This window comes from Micrococcus sp. KT16, from assembly GCF_003315015.1.
Taxonomy (GTDB): Bacteria; Actinomycetota; Actinomycetes; order Actinomycetales; family Micrococcaceae; genus Micrococcus; species Micrococcus luteus.
Window position 1 is genome coordinate 1 of the sequence record NZ_QNRG01000005.1, and the last position, 18,429, is coordinate 18,429.

Here is an 18,429-nt window from a genome sequence, read left to right on the forward strand (position 1 = left end):
GCTGTTCGTCATGATCTGACCAGTCTCCCTGCCCGCGACCGCGGGCAACAGGACGACTCTCATAACGACTGGACCTACGAAACGGGGTCAGCCCACCGATCCAGGCGAAGAGGCCCTTTGAGAAGCGGTTGGTCTCGCTCATCTGGAGGAGCGCGTCCACCGCCCGGCGAGACAGGGCTCGGAAGTCTCCCACTCCGTCTCCGAGCTCGACGTCCACGAGGTGCTGGACCATGCGGTAGTACAGCTGGGAGAGGCGCTTTCGGAGCCAGCTCTCCCCATCTCGGGTGCGCCGGGCGATCACCTGGTCGGCCTGCTGGGTGCGCATGGATGTGATCATGCGGGGCACCAACGATGGAGGGTGCTGGAGGTCGGCGTCCATGATGACGACGGCATCACCGCGGGCCGCCTGGAGGCCGGCGAACATGGCCGCCTCTTTGCCGAAGTTGCGCGAGAGATTGATTCCGACGACACGGCTGTCCATGGCCGATGCATGCTGGATCTCGGCCCAGGTGTCGTCGGGGGATCCGTCGTTGACCAGGATCAGCTCGTACTCCCAGTCCTCCGCGGCACACGCCTCAGCGACGGCGTTCACCAGAGCGGCCACATTCTCCTGTTCCCGGTAACAGGGGCTGACGATAGAGACGAAGCTGGGCATGGTCCTCCTTCGGCGTCGCCTGAGAGTATCACCGCACCGCCGCGAGCCACGCTGGGAACTCTGACGCGGCTTGAGTCGCCCCGAGTCTGCGAGAGGTCTTGATCCATCGGAAGGATTCAGAGCATTCCAGCACCACGCAAGTACTCCGACGAGCTACGCGATCGCACCACGAGAACGACCCTCGACGCCCGCCAAGACCCCGCAAGCAAGGCCGAACTGACCGCCGAGTCGTAGAATAGCTCGCCATCAATCCTGAAACCATGCGGAACCGGGATCATCAACGTGAAGTGGACGAAGCGCGCCGCCCCGGCGTCACGGCCGGCGAAGCGGCACGAATAACCCAGCCGCTGAAGGAGGAGCGTGGAGTGCGGCGGACGAACGGGATCCCACACTCGGCCGCGGCGGCGCTCGCGGCGAAGCGCGACCGCCCGTAGCGTTGATTGCGGACCATCTCGACGAAGACGAACACGACTTCGGTCTCGAGCGGATTTGCACCACGCTGCCCGCAGCGGCCACGCAGTTCCCACTGATGACGTACTACTCCGGTCAGTGGGCCCACCCTTCACAACAAGCACCCGGGGCCACGAGCCCGTGGAGGACGAGGAGGGTCACGAGCCGATCGGGGCAGAGGCTATCTGCGCAACCCACCCCACATAACTCGTGAACCGATGGACGGCGCGGATGTCCGTCCGCGTCTTGACGTCTGACGTGGCGAGTCTATGCAATTCGTCGACGTCTATGTCCGCCGCGAGGATGGAGAGGTCCAGGGTGTCCAGACTCCTCTTGAGCATTGCCTGAGTCTGTTCAAGGGTGACCACCTGCCAATAGGGCAGATGCAGGTTGTTTGCTCGGCTCACCGCGGCCTGGCGTTGCGCGGCGGACGGCGGGGACATGTCGATGCCCCTCCAGAGTTCGTCGGCCCCGGGCACCCGTGGTGCATGAGTCGCCCGAAGCAGGTCGAGGGTCTCGAGCTCGGGCCTGCGCCATCTGGGTAGATCACGGAGTGGCGGGACGGGTCGACGTTGTGCCAGCCCTTCCCCGAACCGGGAATAGGTTTCGAAGGGGATCTCCAAGAGGCGCGGGGCGAGGGCGGCTATGAGATCGAATCCTACGATGTTGTCAAGACGCATCGACCGGGGGACGACGTCAACCATCACGGCGCCCGCCACGGAGTACAGGGGGTCGAATCGGGGAGTGGTGCGGGAGATGGCTAGGGCGTTGGAGCCGAAGTGGAACCGCGCTCTCGTGTCGAGCCACAGGCGGTCGGGAATGGAGGCCTCTTCTCGGCTGGCCGCCGCCGCCGATTTCCACACGATCCCGAATTGGCGCGCGACTCGGGAGAGGGCCGAGGGTTTCACCCAGGCGGTCGCCTCGTTGAAGCGCGGCACCGCGCCGACCAGAACGTCGATGCCGCGTGCATCAGCGCTCAAAGCCTGACGGGTGGGGGCCGGCCGATACATCTCACCCCATCCGCCCCCCACGGCCACGGCGTTCTGCGGGATCTCTGCCCCGGTTGGCGCGGCTTCGCTCAGGCCGGCGGAGGCGACCATGGCCGCCAACTGGCGCTCAGCCTGGGTCCTGAACGGCGGGATGACGTTGGCGTCTGTGGAGACGCGTCGCAGGCCCAGCAGCTGTGTGATGCCGTCTGCAACGACTCGGTCCGCGGTGCCCTCTGGCCCAGAGCAGAAGAACTGCAAGCGTTCCGTGACCCCTGCCCTGATACTCGCCGCCAGCACGAGCCGGGAGTCGAATCCGCCAGTGAGGTGGGCCACGATCGGGGTGTCGGGGGTGCTGGCCAGAGCCGCCAGATTGGCCCTCAGCTCTTGCACCGCCCGCTCGAGGAGCTCGTCATAGCCCAGCGACTGGAGGCCCTCAAAGACGGGGTACTCACGAATGCTCACCCCTCGCGAGTCCATCACGGCGAAGGTCCTCGGGGGGAGCGGGAGAGTGTGCGCGAAGGGACTGACAGCCTGGCCCCCGAGCCCGGTGAGGAGCCGTTGCACCTGGTGGTCCTGGTCCGGCGTGACTGTTCCCCCGCGATAGCGCACATCGCGCGCGAGACTGGTGAGGTCAGAACTCATTGTGGTTCCCGACGTGTCGTCGTGTCGATAGACCACCCCGCCACCCAGTGGATCGGGGAGGACCGCGAGTTCACCCGTGTCTGGCCGTGCGGCATAGAGGACGCTTGGCGTCCTGCACTCTCCGCCCCACCATGCGGCGAGCTGCTGCATCGTCCACTCGGCGACCCCCGCGGGGAGCGCCGATTTGAGTCCATCGTTGTCCAAGACCACCTGCTCGCCGACCATGGCGACGCCGTCGAGCCACAGCGCGAGGCTGCCCACCCGACACGTTGTGGCGGGGACGACCAGCCGAGGAGCGCCGCCCGCGCTTTCGCTAGTGGAGGGCGCGTACGCAACAGGTGCCGTGAGTTGGTCGGAGACATGGACCAGGGGCGGCGCGGCGGGGGCTTCGAGCATGAAGCCCACGATACTGGCCCCATCGAAACCTAGGCGCGAGGTTCCGGGGACGCCGACGCGTGCGGCGGTGAGCATGTGTGCCGACGTTCGGTCTAGACCGTCACCCGACGACAGTGAACTCCGGCAGACGCTCCCCGACGCCCAGCAGTTCCGCGATCGCGGCGACCGTGCGTTCGGCGGCTCGGCCGTCACCGTACGGGTTGACGGCGTTCGCCATCTCCTCGTAGGCGGCCGGGTCCGTCAGGAGGCGCGAGGTCTCCGTGAAGATGCGCTCCTCATCAGTGCCGATCAGGCGGACGGTGCCGGCGGTCACGGCTTCCGGCCGCTCGGTGTTGTCCCGCATGACCAGCACGGGTTTCCCGAGCGAGGGGGCCTCCTCCTGGACCCCACCCGAGTCGGTGAGGACGACATCGGCCAGATCCATCATCCGCGTGAACTCGCCGTAGGCGAGGGGCTCGGTCACGACCACGTTCTCCAGGCCCTCCAAGGCGGGCAGAACGGCCTCGCGCACCACGGGATTGCGATGGGCAGGCAGGACGACGGTCAACGTCGGATGCTGGGCGGCGATCCGGGCCAGCGCACGGCCGACGCCACGCATGGCGTCCCCTTGGTTCTCGCGACGATGGGTCGTGACCAGGAGGACGCGGGAGTCCTCGTCGGCGCCGCGGCGCTCGGCCAGGGCCAACAGCTGGGGATCGGAGAAGGGGATGCGCTTCTCCACCGTGCTGAGCAGCGCGTCGATGACCGTGTTGCCAGTGATGGTGATCGTGTCGAGGGGGACCGACTCGCGCTCGAGGTTGGCCCTGGAGATCGACGTCGGGGCGAGGTGGAGGGAGGCGATCTGCGAGGTGATCTTCCGGTTGGCCTCCTCCGGGAAGGGCGAAAACAAGTCGCCGGAGCGCAGGCCAGCCTCGGCGTGCACGACGGGGATGCCGAGGTAGAACGCGGCGATCGCGCCGGCGGTGGAGGTCGTCGTGTCGCCCTGCACGACCACAGCGTCCGGCTTCTCCCGCTGCAGCAGTTCGTCGAGGCCCTCGACGGTGCGGGCGAGGATGCCGTTCAGGGTCTGCTTCGGGCGCATGATGTTGAGGTCGGCGTCAGGGACGATGTCGAAGATCTCGTTGACCTGGTCCATCATCTCGCGGTGCTGACCGGTGACCGTGACGAAGCAGGAGAACCGGTCATCGGCCTTGAGGACGTTGACGATGGGCGCCACCTTGATGGCCTCAGGGCGGGTGCCGTAGATCGGCATAATCTTCAACGTCATGGTGCTCCTCCAGATGGGACGGGGTCCATCGGTCGACCCGTTCGCCCCGAGCCTATCCAGTTCCCAGCCGGATCAGCCGCTGCCGCTTCGTATACTGTGTCGAGCGATTCCTTGAGACGGCGTTCTGGTGCGGCATGCCCCAGAGGCCCGGCCAGGGATGGAAGGGAAGGACACCACCGTGCCGAACGACCATGCCGTGGAGTCGGTCCAAGAACTGCACGTCGATACGACGGGCATGCGGCGCGTGGGCCAGCGGCCGGGGCCCGGTGACTACATCGCCCGGCTCTGGCACCTCCGGCACTACATGCGCTACGAGGCGGCGGCAGTCGTTCAGGCCCAGAACCGTGGCCATCGCCTCGGGAACATCTGGCTCATCCTCACGCCGCTCTTGAACGGCGCGACGTACTTCCTGATCTTTGGTGTGCTGCTCCAGACCTCGCGAGGTGTCGAGAACTTCATCGGCTTTCTCACGGTGGGCGTGTTCATGTTCACCTTCACCTCGCGAGCGGTGGCGGCCATCTCCCGCTCGCTCACCGCCAAAAACAACGTGGCAGACGCCTTCCATCTTCCCCATGCCGTCCTGCCCCTGAGCGTTGTGATCCGTGAGAGTCTGACCTACTTCTTCACGCTGATGGCGATGATGGCGGCGATCCTCGTGATCCCGCCGCACGCGGCTGTCACCTGGCGATGGCTGCTCTTCCCCGCCGTCGTCCTGCTGCAGGTGCTCCTCGTGGCAGGGCTCGGTCTCCTGTTGGCCCGTGTGGTGTCCCGGGTGCGGGACGTCGGCCAGCTGGTCGGGTTCGCGCTGCGCGTGTGGATGTACGGCTCGGGCGTGTTCTACGCCTTCGACCGGTTCGTCTCGCACCCTCAGGTGTTGCAGATCCTGGAGCTGAATCCCATGTATCAGGTGCTCGACATCAGCAGAGACCTCCTCCTGTACGGGGTCACGCCCAGCTGGAGCGCCTGGGCCGTCCTGGCCTCGTGGTCGGTCGGGCTGGCAGTCGTTGGATTCGTCGTCTTCTGGCAGGGAGAAGAGCAGTACGGGCGGAACCTGAACCGATGACGCAGACCGTGAATCAATACGCACTCATCGTGGACCGGGTGTCCATGACCTATCACGTCCCCTCTTCGTCGGAGGCGGACCTGAAGGCTCTTCCGCTTCCACGGCGCTGGGCCTCACGGGTCCTCCGGCGACCTCCCAGAGTGCCGGTCGAGGCGCTCCAAGAGATCTCTCTGGTGCTCGAGCGCGGACGCACCCTCGGGCTCGTCGGGCGGAACGGCTCCGGTAAGTCAACGCTCTCCCAGATCATCTCCGGCAAGCTCGCCCCGAGCACGGGCCGTGTCCTGACTCACGAAGCACCCATGATGCTGGGCGTCAACGCCGCCCTCGTGCCGGCGATGTCCGGGCGGCAGAACGTGGTCCTCGGGTGCCTTGCGCTGGGCATGGGCAAGGCGCAGGTCGACGCTGCACTTCCCCGGATCGTGGACATGGCGGGCCTAGGGGAGGCGATCGACCGACCCATTGAGACCTACTCCTCAGGGATGAGCGCGCGCCTGCGGTTTGCGATCGCCACCAGCAGGGATCCCGAGGTGCTGGTCATCGACGAGGCCCTGAATGTCGGGGACTCCCAATTCCGAGCCAAGGCCAAGGAGCGGATGCAGGAGCTCAAGACCAATGCCGGAGCGGTGGTCCTCGTCAGCCACGACAACCGGACCATCCTCGACTCGTCAAATAGGGTGCTCTGGTTGGACAACGGTTGCCCCGTGATGGACGGCGATCCCCAGCGCATCATGGACCGCTACGAGGAGTTCAATGCGCTGCTCGCTCAACAGCGCATCGATGACGCCGAAGCTTTCGTGGAACGCATGCGGGGTGCATATCGGCCGCGTCGCATTGTGGAGGTAGGCGAGGATTAGGTCAGTGGGTGACTCACGCGATCATTTCGCCGCAGCGGCACCATGATTTCAGACATACCCTCCTGGACGGGGAGTCACGTCCGGCGGGATGATCGTGGGCAGCGAGCCCGTGCGCGGTCCGCCCGGGGCGACCGGCACGTTGGTCTCGGGGGCGCGGGTCCAGGCCAGCGCACCGAGCAGGATCACACCGCCGGTGAGCACGAACGCCCAGCCGTAGCCGGCGTGGTCCACCACGAGGCCGGCCAGCAGCGGACCGGCGATCGCACCGAGGTCCGCGGACATCTGCGCCGCGGACATCACCGGCCCGGCCTTGCGGCCCTGGCCCACCATGTCCGCGATGGCGGCCTGCTGCGGGGCGTTGAGCACGCCGGTGCCGGCTCCGGAGAGCAGGCACGCGACCAGGAACAGCAGGGGCGACTGCATCCACCCGATCACGCCGGTGGTGGCGGCCATGGTGAGCAGGCCGGTGAGGATCAGCGGCTTGCGGCCGTGCACGTCGGAGAGTCGCGAGGAGAAGGTCACGGCGACCACGTTGCCCAGCGCGAACACGGAGAGGGCGAGTCCGGCCATGAAGGCCCCGTCCACCGGCCACCCCAGCAGCGCCGTGCCCGCGAACGCGGTGCCGGCGAACAGCGGCATCACCGAGTTGCGCACGCCGAACGTGGCCCAGCCGTTCGCGAAGAACGAGGCGAGCGCCGCGCGGTAGGACGGCAGGCCGAACGCCTCCTTCAGGGGCATCGTCGGGCGGGGATCGCCGGTGCCGCGGTCCGCGCGCCGCGTGTCCCGCAGCAGGACGAACACCATCCCCGCGGCGATCACCAGCGACGTGCCGTAGATCAGGAACGGCGCACGGAAGCCGAAGACCGCCAGGGCGGAGCCCACAATCGGCCCCACGATGTTGCCGATGAGGAAGGCGGAGGCGTACGCACCGGAGACGCGTCCGCGCATCGTCGGCGGTGACTTCGCCGCCAGGAACGCCATGGCGGACACCGTGAACAGCGTGGATCCGACGCCGCCGAGGGCGCGGAAGAGCAGCAGCTGCTCGAACGTCTGCGCGAAGGCGATCAGGAACATGGACGCGGCCACGATCAGCACGCCCGTCATGTACACAGGCGTCTCGCCGAGCCGGTTCGTCAGCCTGCCGGAGACCGGGGCGAACAGGAGACGGGTCAGCCCGAACGCGGACACGACGGCGGCCACCCCGACGGCGGACGCGTCGAACGTCGCCGCGTACTGCGGCAACAGCGGGGCGATGATGCCGAAGCCGATCGCGATGACGAACGCGGCGGCGACGAGGACCTTGATCTCACGGGGCAGGGGGACCCGCGAGGAGCGGGCGGACGACGACGGCATGACCGCCATCCTCGCACGACGCCGGGTGTGCAGCCCGGGGCGGGCGACGGCCCGTGTGACAGACTGGGCCCGTGGAAATCGTGCTCATAGTCTCAGTCGTGGCCGCCCTGCTGCTGGGCGGCGTGCTCGTCGGCCTGCTGGACCGGCGCCCCGCCCCGCCGAAGGGGTCGTACCAGGAAGTGCGGGACGCGGACGACCCGCGCCCGAGCCCGCGGCACGCGGTGCCGTCGGGCTCCACCGCCGTCCTGGAGCGCCCCGAGGTCGACGAGGCGCCGGTCGTCGTCGCCGAGCCGGAGCCCGCCGTCGTCGAGGAGGTGGAGACCGCCCCGGCGAAGCCCGAGTACGAGCGGCCCGAGGCCGCCGGCTCGCGCCTGGCCCGCCTGCGGGCTCGCCTGCTCAAGTCCAACAACGTCTTCGGCAAGGGCCTGCTGGCGCTGCTGTCCCAGGACCGCATCGACGACGACGTGTGGGACGAGATCGAGGAGACGCTGCTGATGGCGGACCTCGGCACCGAGCCCACCCTGGAGCTCGTCGACCGCCTCAAGGCCCGCGTCACGGTCGAGGGCACGCGTGACCCCGAGCAGGTGCGCACCCTGCTGCGCGAGGAGCTCGTGGCGATGGTGGACCCCTCGATGGATCGCCGTCTCGCCGCGACCCGCAGGGGCGACCGCCCCGCCGTGACCATGGTCGTGGGCGTCAACGGCGTCGGCAAGACCACCACCGTGGGCAAGCTCGCCCGTGTGCTCGTGGCGGAGGACCGCACCGTCGTGCTCGGCGCCGCGGACACCTTCCGCGCCGCCGCCGCCGAGCAGCTCGCCACGTGGGGTGCCCGCGTGGGCGTCGAGACCGTCCGCTCCGAGAAGGAGGGTGCCGACCCGGCGTCCGTCGCCTTCGAGGCCGTCGAGCACGGCATCGCCGAGGGCGTCGACGTCGTGCTCGTGGACACCGCGGGCCGTCTGCAGAACAAGGCCAACCTCATGGACGAGCTCGGCAAGATCAAGCGCGTCATCGAGAAGCAGGCCGAGGTGGACGAGGTCCTGCTCGTCCTCGACGCCACCACCGGCCAGAACGGCCTGACCCAGGCGAAGGTGTTCGCCGAGGTCGTGGATGTCACCGGCATCGTGCTGACCAAGCTGGACGGCACCGCCAAGGGCGGCATCGTGATCGCCATCCAGCGCCAGCTCGGCGTGCCCGTCAAGCTGATCGGCCTCGGCGAGGGCCCCGACGACCTCGCACCGTTCACCGCCGAGGGCTTCGTGGACGCGCTGCTGGCCGACTGACGTCCCGCACCCCGGTCCAGGCCCCTCCCGACGTCGTCGGGAGGGGCCCTGTTCTGTCACGGAGACGTCATCAACGTGTGGTGCGGCCCACTCCTCCGGTATCTTCCTTGCATCGGCCCCGATCGGGGCCGGGCAGCGACGCCGCGGGACGGGCGTTCGCCCCCGGCTCGCGGCCCGGACCGAAGGAGACCCCCATGGAGGAGTCGAACGTCCTGGACGCAGGGACAGTGTGGATGGTGACGAGCGCGGCGATGGTCCTGCTCATGACACCCGGACTGGCCATCTTCTACGGCGGCATGACCCGCGCGAAGTCCTCGCTCAACATGATCATGATGTCCTTCGTCTCGATGGGCCTCGTCGGAGTCGTCTGGGTCCTGTGGGTCCACGGGATGACCGGCGGCGACGGGTGGGCCGGGGTGGTGGGGAACCCCGCCGGTGACCTCGGGCTGACCGGCACGATGGCCGAGGGCGGGCTCGTCGCCGCGGCCTACGGCGCCACCTTCGCGATCATCGCGGTCGCCCTCATCTCCGGCGCGGTGGCCGACCGGTTCAAGTTCGTCACGTGGTGCGTCTTCGTGCCCGTCTGGACCACCGTCGTCTACGCCCCGCTGGCCTACATGGTGTGGGGCGGCGGGCTCCTCTCCGAGGACGGCGCCATCGGCGCCCGCCTGGGGGAGGCCCTCGACTTCGCCGGTGGCCTCGTGGTGCACATCAGCGCCGGCGTGGCCGCCCTCGTGCTCGCGCTGCTGCTGGGCAAGCGCCACGGCTTCGGCGTGGACCCCGGCCACCGGCCGCACAACGTCCCGTTCACCATGCTCGGCGCGGCCCTGCTGTGGTTCGGCTGGTTCGGATTCAACGGGGGCGCGGCGGGCGGTGTCGACGAGCTCGGACTGATCTGGGTGGACACCCTCGCCGCCGGCGCCGCCGGCATGCTCGGCTGGGTGTTCGTGGAGTGGCTGCGCCGCGGGCGGCCGACCTCGATCGGCACCGCCTCCGGGATCGTCTCGGGACTGGTCGCCATCACGCCTGCCTGCGCCTATGTGAGCCCCCTGGGGGCCGTGGTGATCGGTCTGGTCTCCGGTGCGGCCAGCGCGCTCGCGGTCAACCTCAAGTACCGCCTCGGCTTCGACGATTCGCTCGACGTCGTCGGCGTGCACCTCACCTCCGGCATCCTGGGCACCGTGCTGATCGGCTTCTTCGCCCTGCCGGACGAGGGCCGGGCGGGCCTGTTCTACGGCGGAGACGCCGGTCTCCTGGTGGCCCAGACGGTGGCCGTGCTCGTCGCCGTGGTCTTCACCGCCGTGGTGACCACGGTCATCGCCCTGGTCCTGCGCGGGACCATGGGCCTGCGGGTCAGCAAGGAGGACGAGGAGCGGGGCGTCGATCTGACCCTGCACGACGAGTCGGCCTACGACGTCGGCTTCGGCGGGGTGCCCGTCCCCGCGGAGGCGCGGTGAGCCGCCGCGGACGGGTGAGGCCGGTCGGTTGCTAGGCTTGGCGGGCGCCGCGGTGGATGCCGCGGTGCCCGCGACCGACCGCGTCCGGATCAGTCGACCCCGCTTCGAAGGATCACACCCGCCGTGTTCAACTCCCTGTCCGACCGCCTCACAGCCACCTTCCGCAGCCTCAAGGGCAAGGGGCGGCTGAGCGAGGCGGACATCGACGCCACCGCACGCGAGATCCGCCGCGCCCTCCTGGACGCCGACGTCGCCGTGCCCGTGGTCCGCCAGTTCATCGCGCAGATCAAGGAGCGCGCCCTCAGCGCCGAGGTGGCCCAGGCCCTGAACCCGGGCCAGCAGGTCGTGAAGATCGTCAACGAGGAGCTCGTGGGCATCCTCGGCGGCGAGACCCGGCGCATCCAGCACGCCAAGACGGGCACCACCGTCATCATGCTCGTGGGCCTGCAGGGCGCCGGCAAGACGACCCTCGCCGGCAAGCTCGCCCACCTGCTCAAGTCCCAGGGCCACACCCCGCTGCTCGTGGCCTGCGACCTCCAGCGCCCGAACGCCGTGAAGCAGCTGCAGGTCGGCGGCGAGCGCGCCGGCGTCCCGGTCTACGCGCCGCACCCCGGCGTCTCCTCCGAGTTCGAGGCCGCCACCGGCGACCCGGTGCAGGTGGCCCGCGACGGCGTCGCCGAGGCCAACACGAAGTACCACGACGTGGTCATCATCGACACCGCGGGCCGCCTCGGCGTGGACGCCGAGCTCATGCAGCAGGCCGCGGACATCCGCGCCGCCGTGGACCCGGACGAGGTGCTCTTCGTCATCGACGCGATGATCGGCCAGGACGCCGTGGCCACGGCCCAGGCGTTCAACGAGGGCGTCGGCTTCACCGGCGTCGTGCTCACCAAGCTCGACGGCGACGCGCGAGGCGGCGCCGCGCTGTCCGTCCGCCACGTGACCGGCAAGCCGATCATGTTCGCCTCCACGGGTGAGGGCCTGAAGGACTTCGAGGTCTTCCACCCGGACCGCATGGCCTCGCGCATCCTCGACATGGGCGACGTGCTCTCCCTGATCGAGCAGGCCGAGCAGAACTGGGACCGCACCGAGGCCGAGAAGATGGCCCGCAAGTTCGCGGACCAGGAGGACTTCACCCTCGACGACTTCCTCGCCCAGATGCAGCAGCTCAAGAAGATGGGCTCGCTGAAGAAGATGCTCATGATGATGCCGGGCGCCCAGGGCATGCGGCAGCAGCTCGAGCAGTTCGACGAGTCGTCGATCGGCCGCGTCGAGGCGATCATCCACTCGATGACCCCGCACGAGCGCGTGGCCCCCAAGATCATCAACGGCTCGCGCCGTGCCCGCATCGCCCGCGGCTCGGGCGTGAGCGTGTCCGAGGTCAACGGCCTGCTCGAGCGCTTCGCGGAGGCGCAGAAGATGATGAAGCGCATGGCCGCCGGCGGCGGCATCCCGGGCGTGCCCGGGATGCCGGGCGGCGCCTCCCGCAAGGCGAAGGGCAAGGGCAAGAACGCCAAGCGCGATCGCGTGAAGTCCGGCAACCCGGCCAAGGCCGCGGCCGAGCGCAAGGCGATCGAGGAGCGGCGCGCCCGGGCCGCCCAGGCGCAGGCCGGGGCCGTGTTCGGCCGCGACGGCGCGGGGATGGACGGCTTCGACCCGTCCACCCTCAACCTGCCGGCGGGCTTCGAGAAGTACCTCAAGGACCGCTGAGTCGCCCGGTCGCGGCGCGCCGGGTGTGCACCGGCCCGCCCGATCTGGCAGAATGACACGGTACTGAGCGTGAGCCCGGACGACCCTCTATCCTCCGCTGCGCTCCGTTCCGTGTGCCAGGTCGTCGACGCCCGCTGCCCCCACGCGGCGTCGTGCCCCGGCCCCCCAGATCCACTGAAGGAGAACCACACTCGTGGCTGTCAAGATTCGTCTGAAGCGGTTCGGCAAGATCCGCGCCCCGTTCTACCGCGTCGTCGTCATGGACTCGCGCACCCGCCGCGATGGCCGTGCCATCGAGGAGATCGGCAAGTACCACCCCACCGAGGAGCCCTCGTTCATCGAGATCGACTCGGAGCGCGCCCAGTACTGGCTCTCCGTCGGCGCCCAGCCGACCGAGCAGGTCGCCGCGCTGCTGAAGGTCACCGGTGACTGGCAGAAGTTCAAGGGCGAGTCGGGCGCCGAGGGCACCCTGAAGTCCAAGTCCGAGAAGGAGGCCTTCGTGGCCCCCGAGAAGGGCTCGGTCATCCTGCCGGAGGAGCCGAAGCAGGAGGAGGCCCCGGCCGAGTCCGAGCAGGCCGCCGAGGCTCCGGCCGAGGAGGCCGCTGAGGCTCCGGCCGAGGACGCCGAGAAGTCCGAGTGACCATGCTGACCGAGGCCCTCGAGCACCTGGTGCGCGGCATCGTGGACACGCCCGAGGCGGTCCGCGTGGACGCCCGCTCCCAGCGGCGCGGCGACATGCTGGAGGTCCGCGTGGCCCCCGAGGACCTGGGTCGCGTGATCGGCCGCCAGGGTCGCACCGCCACCGCGCTGCGCACCGTGCTGGACGGCCTGGCCGGCCACCCCGTCCGCGTGGACGTGGTGGAGACCGACCGCCGCTCCTGACGGCCCGTGACGCACGGCCCGCCCGCCCCTCACCGGGCCGGCGGGCCGTCGTCGTCTGCGGCCCCGCCCCCTCCCGCCACCGACCGTCCCACCCAGGAGAGCCCATGAGTCCCGCAGCCCAGGACGACCTCGTCCGCGTCGCCCGCATCGGCAAGCCGCACGGCATCCGCGGTGAGGTGACCGTGCAGGTCTTCACCGACGACCCGGACGCCCGCTTCGCCCCCGGCGAGCGACTCGTGGTGCGCGACGGCGCCCCGGGCCTGCCGGCGGAGCTCACCGTCACCCGCGCCCGGTGGAACAAGCAGATCCTCGTGGTCGGCTTCGCGGAGTCGCCGGACCGCAACGTCGCCGAGACCCTGCGCGGCGCCCAGCTGTTCGCCGTTCCGGCCGTGCCCGAGGAGTCCGACGAGTGGTACGAGGAGGACCTCGTGGACCTCGAGGTGCGGGTCGAGGGCGAGCGCGTCGGCGTCGTCACGGCCCTGACCACCGGGGCGGTCCAGGATCTGCTGCACGTCGCGTTGGACGGCGTCGAGGAGGAGGCCCTGGTGCCCTTCGTCGAGGAGATCGTCCCGGAGATCGACTCCGAGGCCGGCGTGCTCGTGCTGACCCCGCCGCCGGGGCTGCTCGAGCTCGCCACCGGCGAGGACGAGGGCGCCGTAGACGGGCCCGCCGATGCGGATGCGGAGGACTGAGCGGTGCGCTTCGACGTCGTCACGATCTTCCCCGAGTACCTCGCGGTGCTCGACGTCTCGCTGCTGGGCCGTGCCCGCCGCGAGGGCCTCGTGGACGTGCACGTCCACGACCTGCGCGACTTCACCGTCGACCGGCACCGCACCGTGGACGACACGCCCTACGGCGGCGGCGCCGGCATGGTGATGAAACCGGAGCCGTGGGCGCTCGCGCTCGAGCACGTGGCGGCCCAGGGGCCCGTGTCACCGGCCCCCGCCGAGTCGTCGTCGGCGGAGCCGGGGGACCGCCCCGTGCTGCTCGTGCCGACGCCCTCGGGGGAGCGCTTCACCCAGCGGTTCGCCCGGGAACTGGCGGGCCGGGAGCACGTGGCGATCGCGTGCGGCCGCTACGAGGGGATCGACGAGCGCGTCTTCGGCTGGGCCGAGGAGCTCTTCGAGGTGCGGCTGGTCTCGCTGGGCGACTACGTGCTCAACGGCGGCGAGGTCGCGGCGCTGGCGATGATCGAGGCCGTCGGCCGCCTCGTGCCGGGCGTCGTGGGCAACCCGGCCTCGCTCGTCGAGGAGTCCCACGAGGACGGCCTGCTGGAGTACCCGGTCTACACCAAGCCCGCGGACTGGCGGGGCCGTGCGGTGCCGCCCGTGCTGCTCTCGGGCGACCACGGCAAGGTCGCGGCCTGGCGTCGGGCCCAGCAGGAGGAGCGCACGCGCGAGCGGCGACCGGACCTGTGGGCGGCGTACGACTCCGAGGACTGACCCGCCGCGCCCGACGGGCCGGAGGGGCGTCGCGGCGTCATCGGCTGTGGCATAATGGATCCTCGTGTCCGCCGGACGCCCGACCTGCCACAGGGGGCGCGCGTCAACGGATCGGACCCCGGGACCGCACCCCACGTGCGGAGCCCGGCCCTCGGCTCGGGACCCGGCCCCCTCGTCATGCGGACGTGGACGGGCCGTGCGCCCGCATACCACGCGGTTGACCTGTGGCATCCGCCAGGAGAGACGACATGCACATTCTCGACTCGTTCGACAAGAAGACGCTGCGCGACGACATCCCGGAGTTCGCCCCCGGCGACACCGTCAAGGTGCACGTGAACATCATCGAGGGCAAGACTGCCCGCGTCCAGGTGTTCCAGGGCTACGTCATGGGCCGTCAGGGCTACGGCGTGCGCGAGACCTTCCGCGTCCGCAAGGTGTCCTTCGGCATCGGCGTGGAGCGCGTGTTCCCGGTGCACTCCCCGGTCATCGACAAGATCGAGGTCGTCACCAAGGGCGACGTGCGCCGCGCGAAGCTGTACTACATGCGCGACCGCCACGGCAAGGCCGCCCGCATCCGCGAGAAGCGCGCCGACGCCAAGTGATCATCCCGGTCGGCCCCGCCGACCGGTGATCGACCCATGCGCACCTCGGAGCCCCGTGACCCCCGCCGGTCACGGGGCTCCGTCGCGTCCGGGGCCGGCTCCTCCTCGGGCCCGACGGCGGCCCCCGCCTCCGGCACGAGCCGCTGGTGGGCGTGGCTCGGCCTGACCGTGGTGGCCGCCGTCGTGGTGGCCGCGGTGCTGCGAGCCCTCACCGGCCCCGTCTACCTCATCCCCTCCGGGTCGATGGAGCCGACCCTGCAGCCCGGCGACCGCGTGCGGGTGGACGCCGCCGCGGCCGGCGGGCAGGGCCTGCACCACGGCGACGTGGTGGTGTTCGACGGCGCCGGCAGCCTGGCGCCGTACCGTTCGGCCGGATCGCTCGAGCGCGGCCTCGAGGACGTCGCCCGGTGGTGGGGCGTCGGCGCGGCCGAGGACGTCTTCGTCAAGCGCGTGCTGGCCCTGCCGGGGGACCGCCTCGAGTGCTGCGCCCCGGACGGCCGGCTGCTGCGCAACGGCGAGCCGCTGGACGAGCCGTATCTCGGCAGGCCCGTGACCGCAGACGAGCCGGCCGCGGCGGGGACCTGGTCCTTCGAGGTGCCCGACGGGCGCATGGTCGTCCTGGGCGACCACCGCGCCGCCTCCCGGGACTCCCGCGCACTGCTGGGCGCCCCCGGCGGCGGGCTGATCCCGCTCGAGCGGGTCGAGGGCCGGGCCGCGGAGATCGTGTGGCCCCTGTCCCGCCGCGGGACCATGGACGCCCCCTCCGGGGACACGCCGTGACGGGGCGCCGCACCGCGCTGATCGCGGCCGCCGTGACCGTACTCGCCTGCGTGCTGGCGTGGGCCTTCCTGGCGCGCATGTACGCCATCCCGTCCTCGTCCATGGAGCCCGGGCTGCGGGCCGGCGACCGCGTGGTCGCCACGCTGCTCACCCCGGATCCGTTCCCGGTGCGCCGCGGTGACGTGGTGGTGTTCGAAGACACGAAGGGCTGGCTGCCCGGGGGCGGCCACGTGATCAAGCGGGCCGTCGGGCTGCCGGGGGACATCGTCTCCTGGACACCCGGCGAGGAGACGCTGCGCGTGAACGGGGTGCCCGTGGAGGAGCCGTACCTCGCGCCGGGGGAGACGCCCGCGCAGGAGGCGTTCGAGGTGACCGTGCCTGCGGGGCGACTGTGGGTGCTCGGTGACCATCGCTCGGCGTCGGCGGACTCCCGCGCGCACCGCGCCGGGCCCGGGGGCGGGTTCGTGGCCCTCGACGACGTGGTGGGCCGCGCCCGGTTCGTGGTCTGGCCGCTGGACCGGATCGGCGGCGCCGGCACCGACCCCGACGCGTTCGCCACCGTGCCGGACGCGCCCGCGCCGGAGGCTCGCACGTGACCGCCCGCCGGGGCGGTGGCCGGCCGACGGTGCGCGCCGGCCTGGACGTCGAGGCGGGGCTGGCCGCGCCGGCCCTCGCCGCGCGGGGAGCGGACCGGGTGCTGGTGGCGGGCATGGACGAGGTGGGCCGGGGCGCGCTGGCCGGGCCCGTCGTCGTCGGGGTGTGCGCCGCGTGGCTGCCCGCCGCGGGGCAGATCCCTCCGGTGCGCGACTCCAAGGCGCTCACGGACCGACGCCGGCGCGCCCTGGTCCCGCAGATCGAGGACTGGGCGGCCGGGGTGGCGCTGGGCGAGGCCGGCCCCGCGGAGATCGACGCGCTGGGGATCTCGGCGGCCCTCGGCCTCGCCGGGCGACGGGCGTGGGCGGCGCTGTGCGCCGCGGTGGGGCAGGAGCCGGTCGCCCTCGTGCTCGACGGCCGGGACGACTGGCTGAGCCGCTCCGATCCCGACGCCGGCCCCGCGCCCGCGCCGCGCCCGCTGCCGCCCGAGCCCACGATGCTGGTGCGGGCCGAGGACCGGTGCGCGACGGTGGCGGCCGCGTCGATCGCCGCGAAGGTGGCCCGCGACGACGTCATGATCGCCCTCGACGCGGCGCACCCGGGGTACGGATGGGCCGGGAACAAGGGGTACGGCTCAGCCGCGCACCGGGCCGCCCTGGCCGAGCGCGGGGCGAGCGAGCAGCACCGGCGCAGCTGGAACCTCGGGCTGCCGGGCGCGCCCGCGCAGGCGCCGCCCACGCTGTTCGACTGAGCCCCCGGGGCCGGGCGAGGCCGCCCGTTCGACGTGCGACCCCCGGACGGGGGAGGATGGAGGCCGTGCGTGCCCGGACTGTCGCGGGTGCGCGGCGAACACTGAGGAGGCATGTCATGAGCGCAGACGACGTCGAGGACTTCGAGGCCGAGGCCGAGCTGCTGCTCTACCGCGAATACCGGGACGTGGTGGGCCTGTTCCGCTACGTCGTGGAGACCGAGCGGCGCTTCTACCTCGCCAACGACGTGCGGCTGACGCCCCGCCAGGCGGACGGGGACGTGTTCTTCGAGATCCTGCTCGAGGACGCCTGGGTGTGGGACGTGTACCGCACGCAGCGGTTCATCAAGCGCGTGAAGGTGCTGACCTTCAAGGACGTGAACATCGAGGAGCTGCCCACCGAGGACCTGACGGTCCCGCCGGACGGCCAGCTGCCGAGCTGACCCACCCCTGAGCGGTCCAGAGGACGGGACGCAGACGTCCACTCCTGCACAGGCGTCCGGCCCCGCACAATCCCCGCCGCCGCCCACCCCGCGGCCTCGCCCGGGACCACCCTGGTGCCCAGGAGGTGGTCGGGATGACGGGGACCGCGGAACAGATCGGGGCGCAGCCGCCCGGAGAGAGGCGCGCCAGCCGCGCGCACACGGCGCTGGGCCGGTTCGGTGAGGACGCCGCCGCGCGCTGGCTCGCCGAGCGCGGCTACGTGATCGCCGACCGCAACTGGCGGGGCGAGGCCGGAGAGCTGGACATCGTGGCCCACCACGCCGGCTGGTGGGTGGGCGTCGAGGTGAAGACCCGCTCGGGCCTGGCCTTCGGCGACCCGTTCGAGTCGATCGACCGGCGCAAGCTCACCCGGCTGCACCGCCTCACCGCGGCGTGGGTGCGGGCCCACGCCGCGGACCGCCGGGGCACGCCCTGGCGCGTCGACGCCGTCGCCGTGCTGGTGCCGCGCACGGGAGGGATCCGCTTCGACCTGCTGCAGGACGTGCGGCCGTGAGCGGCATCGGACGCACCCGCTCCATCACGCTGGCGGGTCTGCGCGGGGAGGTCGTGCACGTCGAGGCGGACATCGCCCAGTCCCTGCCCGGGTTCACCCTCCTCGGCCTGCCGGACCAGGCGCTGCAGGAGAGCCGGGACCGCATCCGCTCCGCCGCGCGCAACGCCGGACTGCCCCTGACCCGGCGGCACCTGACCGTGAACCTGCTGCCGGCGGGGGTGCACAAGCGGGGTGCGTGCCACGACCTGGCGAAAGGTTAGACTAGACA

Annotated in this window: 19 protein-coding genes and 1 pseudogene; 16 read left to right on the forward strand and 4 right to left on the reverse strand. The window is 70.9% G+C overall.

Annotated elements, in window-relative coordinates; translation table 11 throughout:
• From DE149_RS05975 to wecB, 3 genes are all read right to left on the reverse strand, one after another.
• Nucleotides 1–655: glycosyltransferase family 2 protein (locus DE149_RS05975; RefSeq protein WP_147084461.1), on the reverse strand; the 655-nt coding region annotated here is incomplete at its 3' end.
• 608 nt (nt 656–1,263) lie between these two features.
• Nucleotides 1,264–3,132: a hypothetical protein gene (locus DE149_RS05980; RefSeq protein ID WP_147084462.1), complete on the reverse strand. Its 1,869-nt coding sequence runs from the start codon at nt 3,130–3,132 to the stop codon at nt 1,264–1,266.
• 100 nt (nt 3,133–3,232) lie between these two features.
• Nucleotides 3,233–4,399 carry a non-hydrolyzing UDP-N-acetylglucosamine 2-epimerase gene (wecB, locus tag DE149_RS05985; RefSeq protein WP_113914158.1) on the reverse strand — a complete coding sequence of 389 codons (1,167 nt, stop codon included), beginning with the start codon at nt 4,397–4,399 and terminating at the stop codon, nt 3,233–3,235.
• A 178-nt stretch (nt 4,400–4,577) separates the two neighbouring features.
• On the opposite strand from wecB, the gene DE149_RS05990 reads away from it, so the two are divergent.
• Nucleotides 4,578–5,462 (forward strand): ABC transporter permease, encoded by an 885-nt coding sequence (locus DE149_RS05990; protein ID WP_158530783.1) that lies wholly within the window; start codon nt 4,578–4,580, stop codon nt 5,460–5,462.
• Nucleotides 5,459–6,316 (forward strand): ABC transporter ATP-binding protein, encoded by an 858-nt coding sequence (locus DE149_RS05995; RefSeq protein ID WP_113914160.1) that lies wholly within the window; start codon nt 5,459–5,461, stop codon nt 6,314–6,316. The genes DE149_RS05990 and DE149_RS05995 overlap by 4 nt, the downstream gene beginning before the upstream one ends.
• Before the next feature lie 48 nt (nt 6,317–6,364).
• Here the strand turns inward: DE149_RS05995 and DE149_RS06000 are convergent, their stop codons facing one another.
• The gene (locus tag DE149_RS06000) at nt 6,365–7,669 is read right to left on the reverse strand and encodes an MFS transporter (RefSeq protein ID WP_222121323.1); all 1,305 of its coding nucleotides are present in this window, start codon (nt 7,667–7,669) and stop codon (nt 6,365–6,367) included.
• Between the two features lie 71 nt (nt 7,670–7,740).
• Between DE149_RS06000 and ftsY the strand changes: the two genes are divergently transcribed.
• The 14 genes and pseudogenes from ftsY to DE149_RS06070 form a co-directional block, all read left to right on the forward strand.
• A complete protein-coding gene (gene ftsY / locus DE149_RS06005; protein WP_186315399.1) occupies nt 7,741–8,949 on the forward strand; it encodes a signal recognition particle-docking protein FtsY in 1,209 nt (402 codons plus the stop codon).
• Nucleotides 8,950–9,143: 194 nt separating this feature from the next.
• Nucleotides 9,144–10,406, forward strand: coding sequence for an ammonium transporter (locus tag DE149_RS06010; RefSeq protein WP_113914163.1), 1,263 nt, complete (start codon nt 9,144–9,146; stop codon nt 10,404–10,406).
• A 123-nt stretch (nt 10,407–10,529) separates the two neighbouring features.
• A complete protein-coding gene (gene ffh / locus DE149_RS06015) occupies nt 10,530–12,116 on the forward strand; it encodes a signal recognition particle protein (RefSeq protein WP_113914164.1) in 1,587 nt (528 codons plus the stop codon).
• A gap of 193 nt (nt 12,117–12,309) precedes the next feature.
• Complete coding sequence (gene rpsP, locus DE149_RS06020) at nt 12,310–12,756, forward strand: 30S ribosomal protein S16 (protein ID WP_020628324.1); 447 nt, start codon at nt 12,310–12,312, stop codon at nt 12,754–12,756.
• A gap of 2 nt (nt 12,757–12,758) precedes the next feature.
• Nucleotides 12,759–12,998, forward strand: coding sequence for an RNA-binding protein (locus tag DE149_RS06025; RefSeq protein ID WP_029248213.1), 240 nt, complete (start codon nt 12,759–12,761; stop codon nt 12,996–12,998).
• Between the two features lie 104 nt (nt 12,999–13,102).
• A complete protein-coding gene (gene rimM / locus DE149_RS06030) occupies nt 13,103–13,690 on the forward strand; it encodes a ribosome maturation factor RimM (protein WP_036312846.1) in 588 nt (195 codons plus the stop codon).
• Nucleotides 13,691–13,693: 3 nt separating this feature from the next.
• Complete coding sequence (trmD, locus tag DE149_RS06035; RefSeq protein WP_036312840.1) at nt 13,694–14,440, forward strand: tRNA (guanosine(37)-N1)-methyltransferase TrmD; 747 nt, start codon at nt 13,694–13,696, stop codon at nt 14,438–14,440.
• 248 nt (nt 14,441–14,688) lie between these two features.
• On the forward strand, nt 14,689–15,042 hold the full coding sequence (gene rplS, locus DE149_RS06040) for a 50S ribosomal protein L19 (RefSeq protein ID WP_002853821.1): 354 nt from the start codon (nt 14,689–14,691) through the stop codon (nt 15,040–15,042).
• 36 nt (nt 15,043–15,078) lie between these two features.
• A complete protein-coding gene (lepB, locus tag DE149_RS06045; RefSeq protein WP_036312835.1) occupies nt 15,079–15,822 on the forward strand; it encodes a signal peptidase I in 744 nt (247 codons plus the stop codon).
• Nucleotides 15,819–16,418 carry a signal peptidase I gene (gene lepB / locus DE149_RS06050; RefSeq protein WP_036312832.1) on the forward strand — a complete coding sequence of 200 codons (600 nt, stop codon included), beginning with the start codon at nt 15,819–15,821 and terminating at the stop codon, nt 16,416–16,418. Before lepB (DE149_RS06045) ends, lepB (DE149_RS06050) begins: the two co-directional genes overlap by 4 nt.
• A complete protein-coding gene (locus DE149_RS06055) occupies nt 16,415–17,167 on the forward strand; it encodes a ribonuclease HII (protein WP_036312829.1) in 753 nt (250 codons plus the stop codon). The genes lepB (DE149_RS06050) and DE149_RS06055 overlap by 4 nt, the downstream gene beginning before the upstream one ends.
• Nucleotides 17,168–17,283: 116 nt before the next feature.
• Nucleotides 17,284–17,607 carry a DUF2469 domain-containing protein gene (locus DE149_RS06060; RefSeq protein ID WP_002853817.1) on the forward strand — a complete coding sequence of 108 codons (324 nt, stop codon included), beginning with the start codon at nt 17,284–17,286 and terminating at the stop codon, nt 17,605–17,607.
• Between the two features lie 134 nt (nt 17,608–17,741).
• Nucleotides 17,742–18,161 (forward strand): YraN family protein, encoded by a 420-nt coding sequence (locus DE149_RS06065; protein WP_036312824.1) that lies wholly within the window; start codon nt 17,742–17,744, stop codon nt 18,159–18,161.
• Nucleotides 18,158–18,412, forward strand: a pseudogene (locus tag DE149_RS06070) (magnesium chelatase domain-containing protein); the annotation flags it as partial. The gene DE149_RS06065 and the pseudogene DE149_RS06070, both read left to right, overlap by 4 nt.
• Nucleotides 18,413–18,429 lie beyond the last annotated feature (17 nt).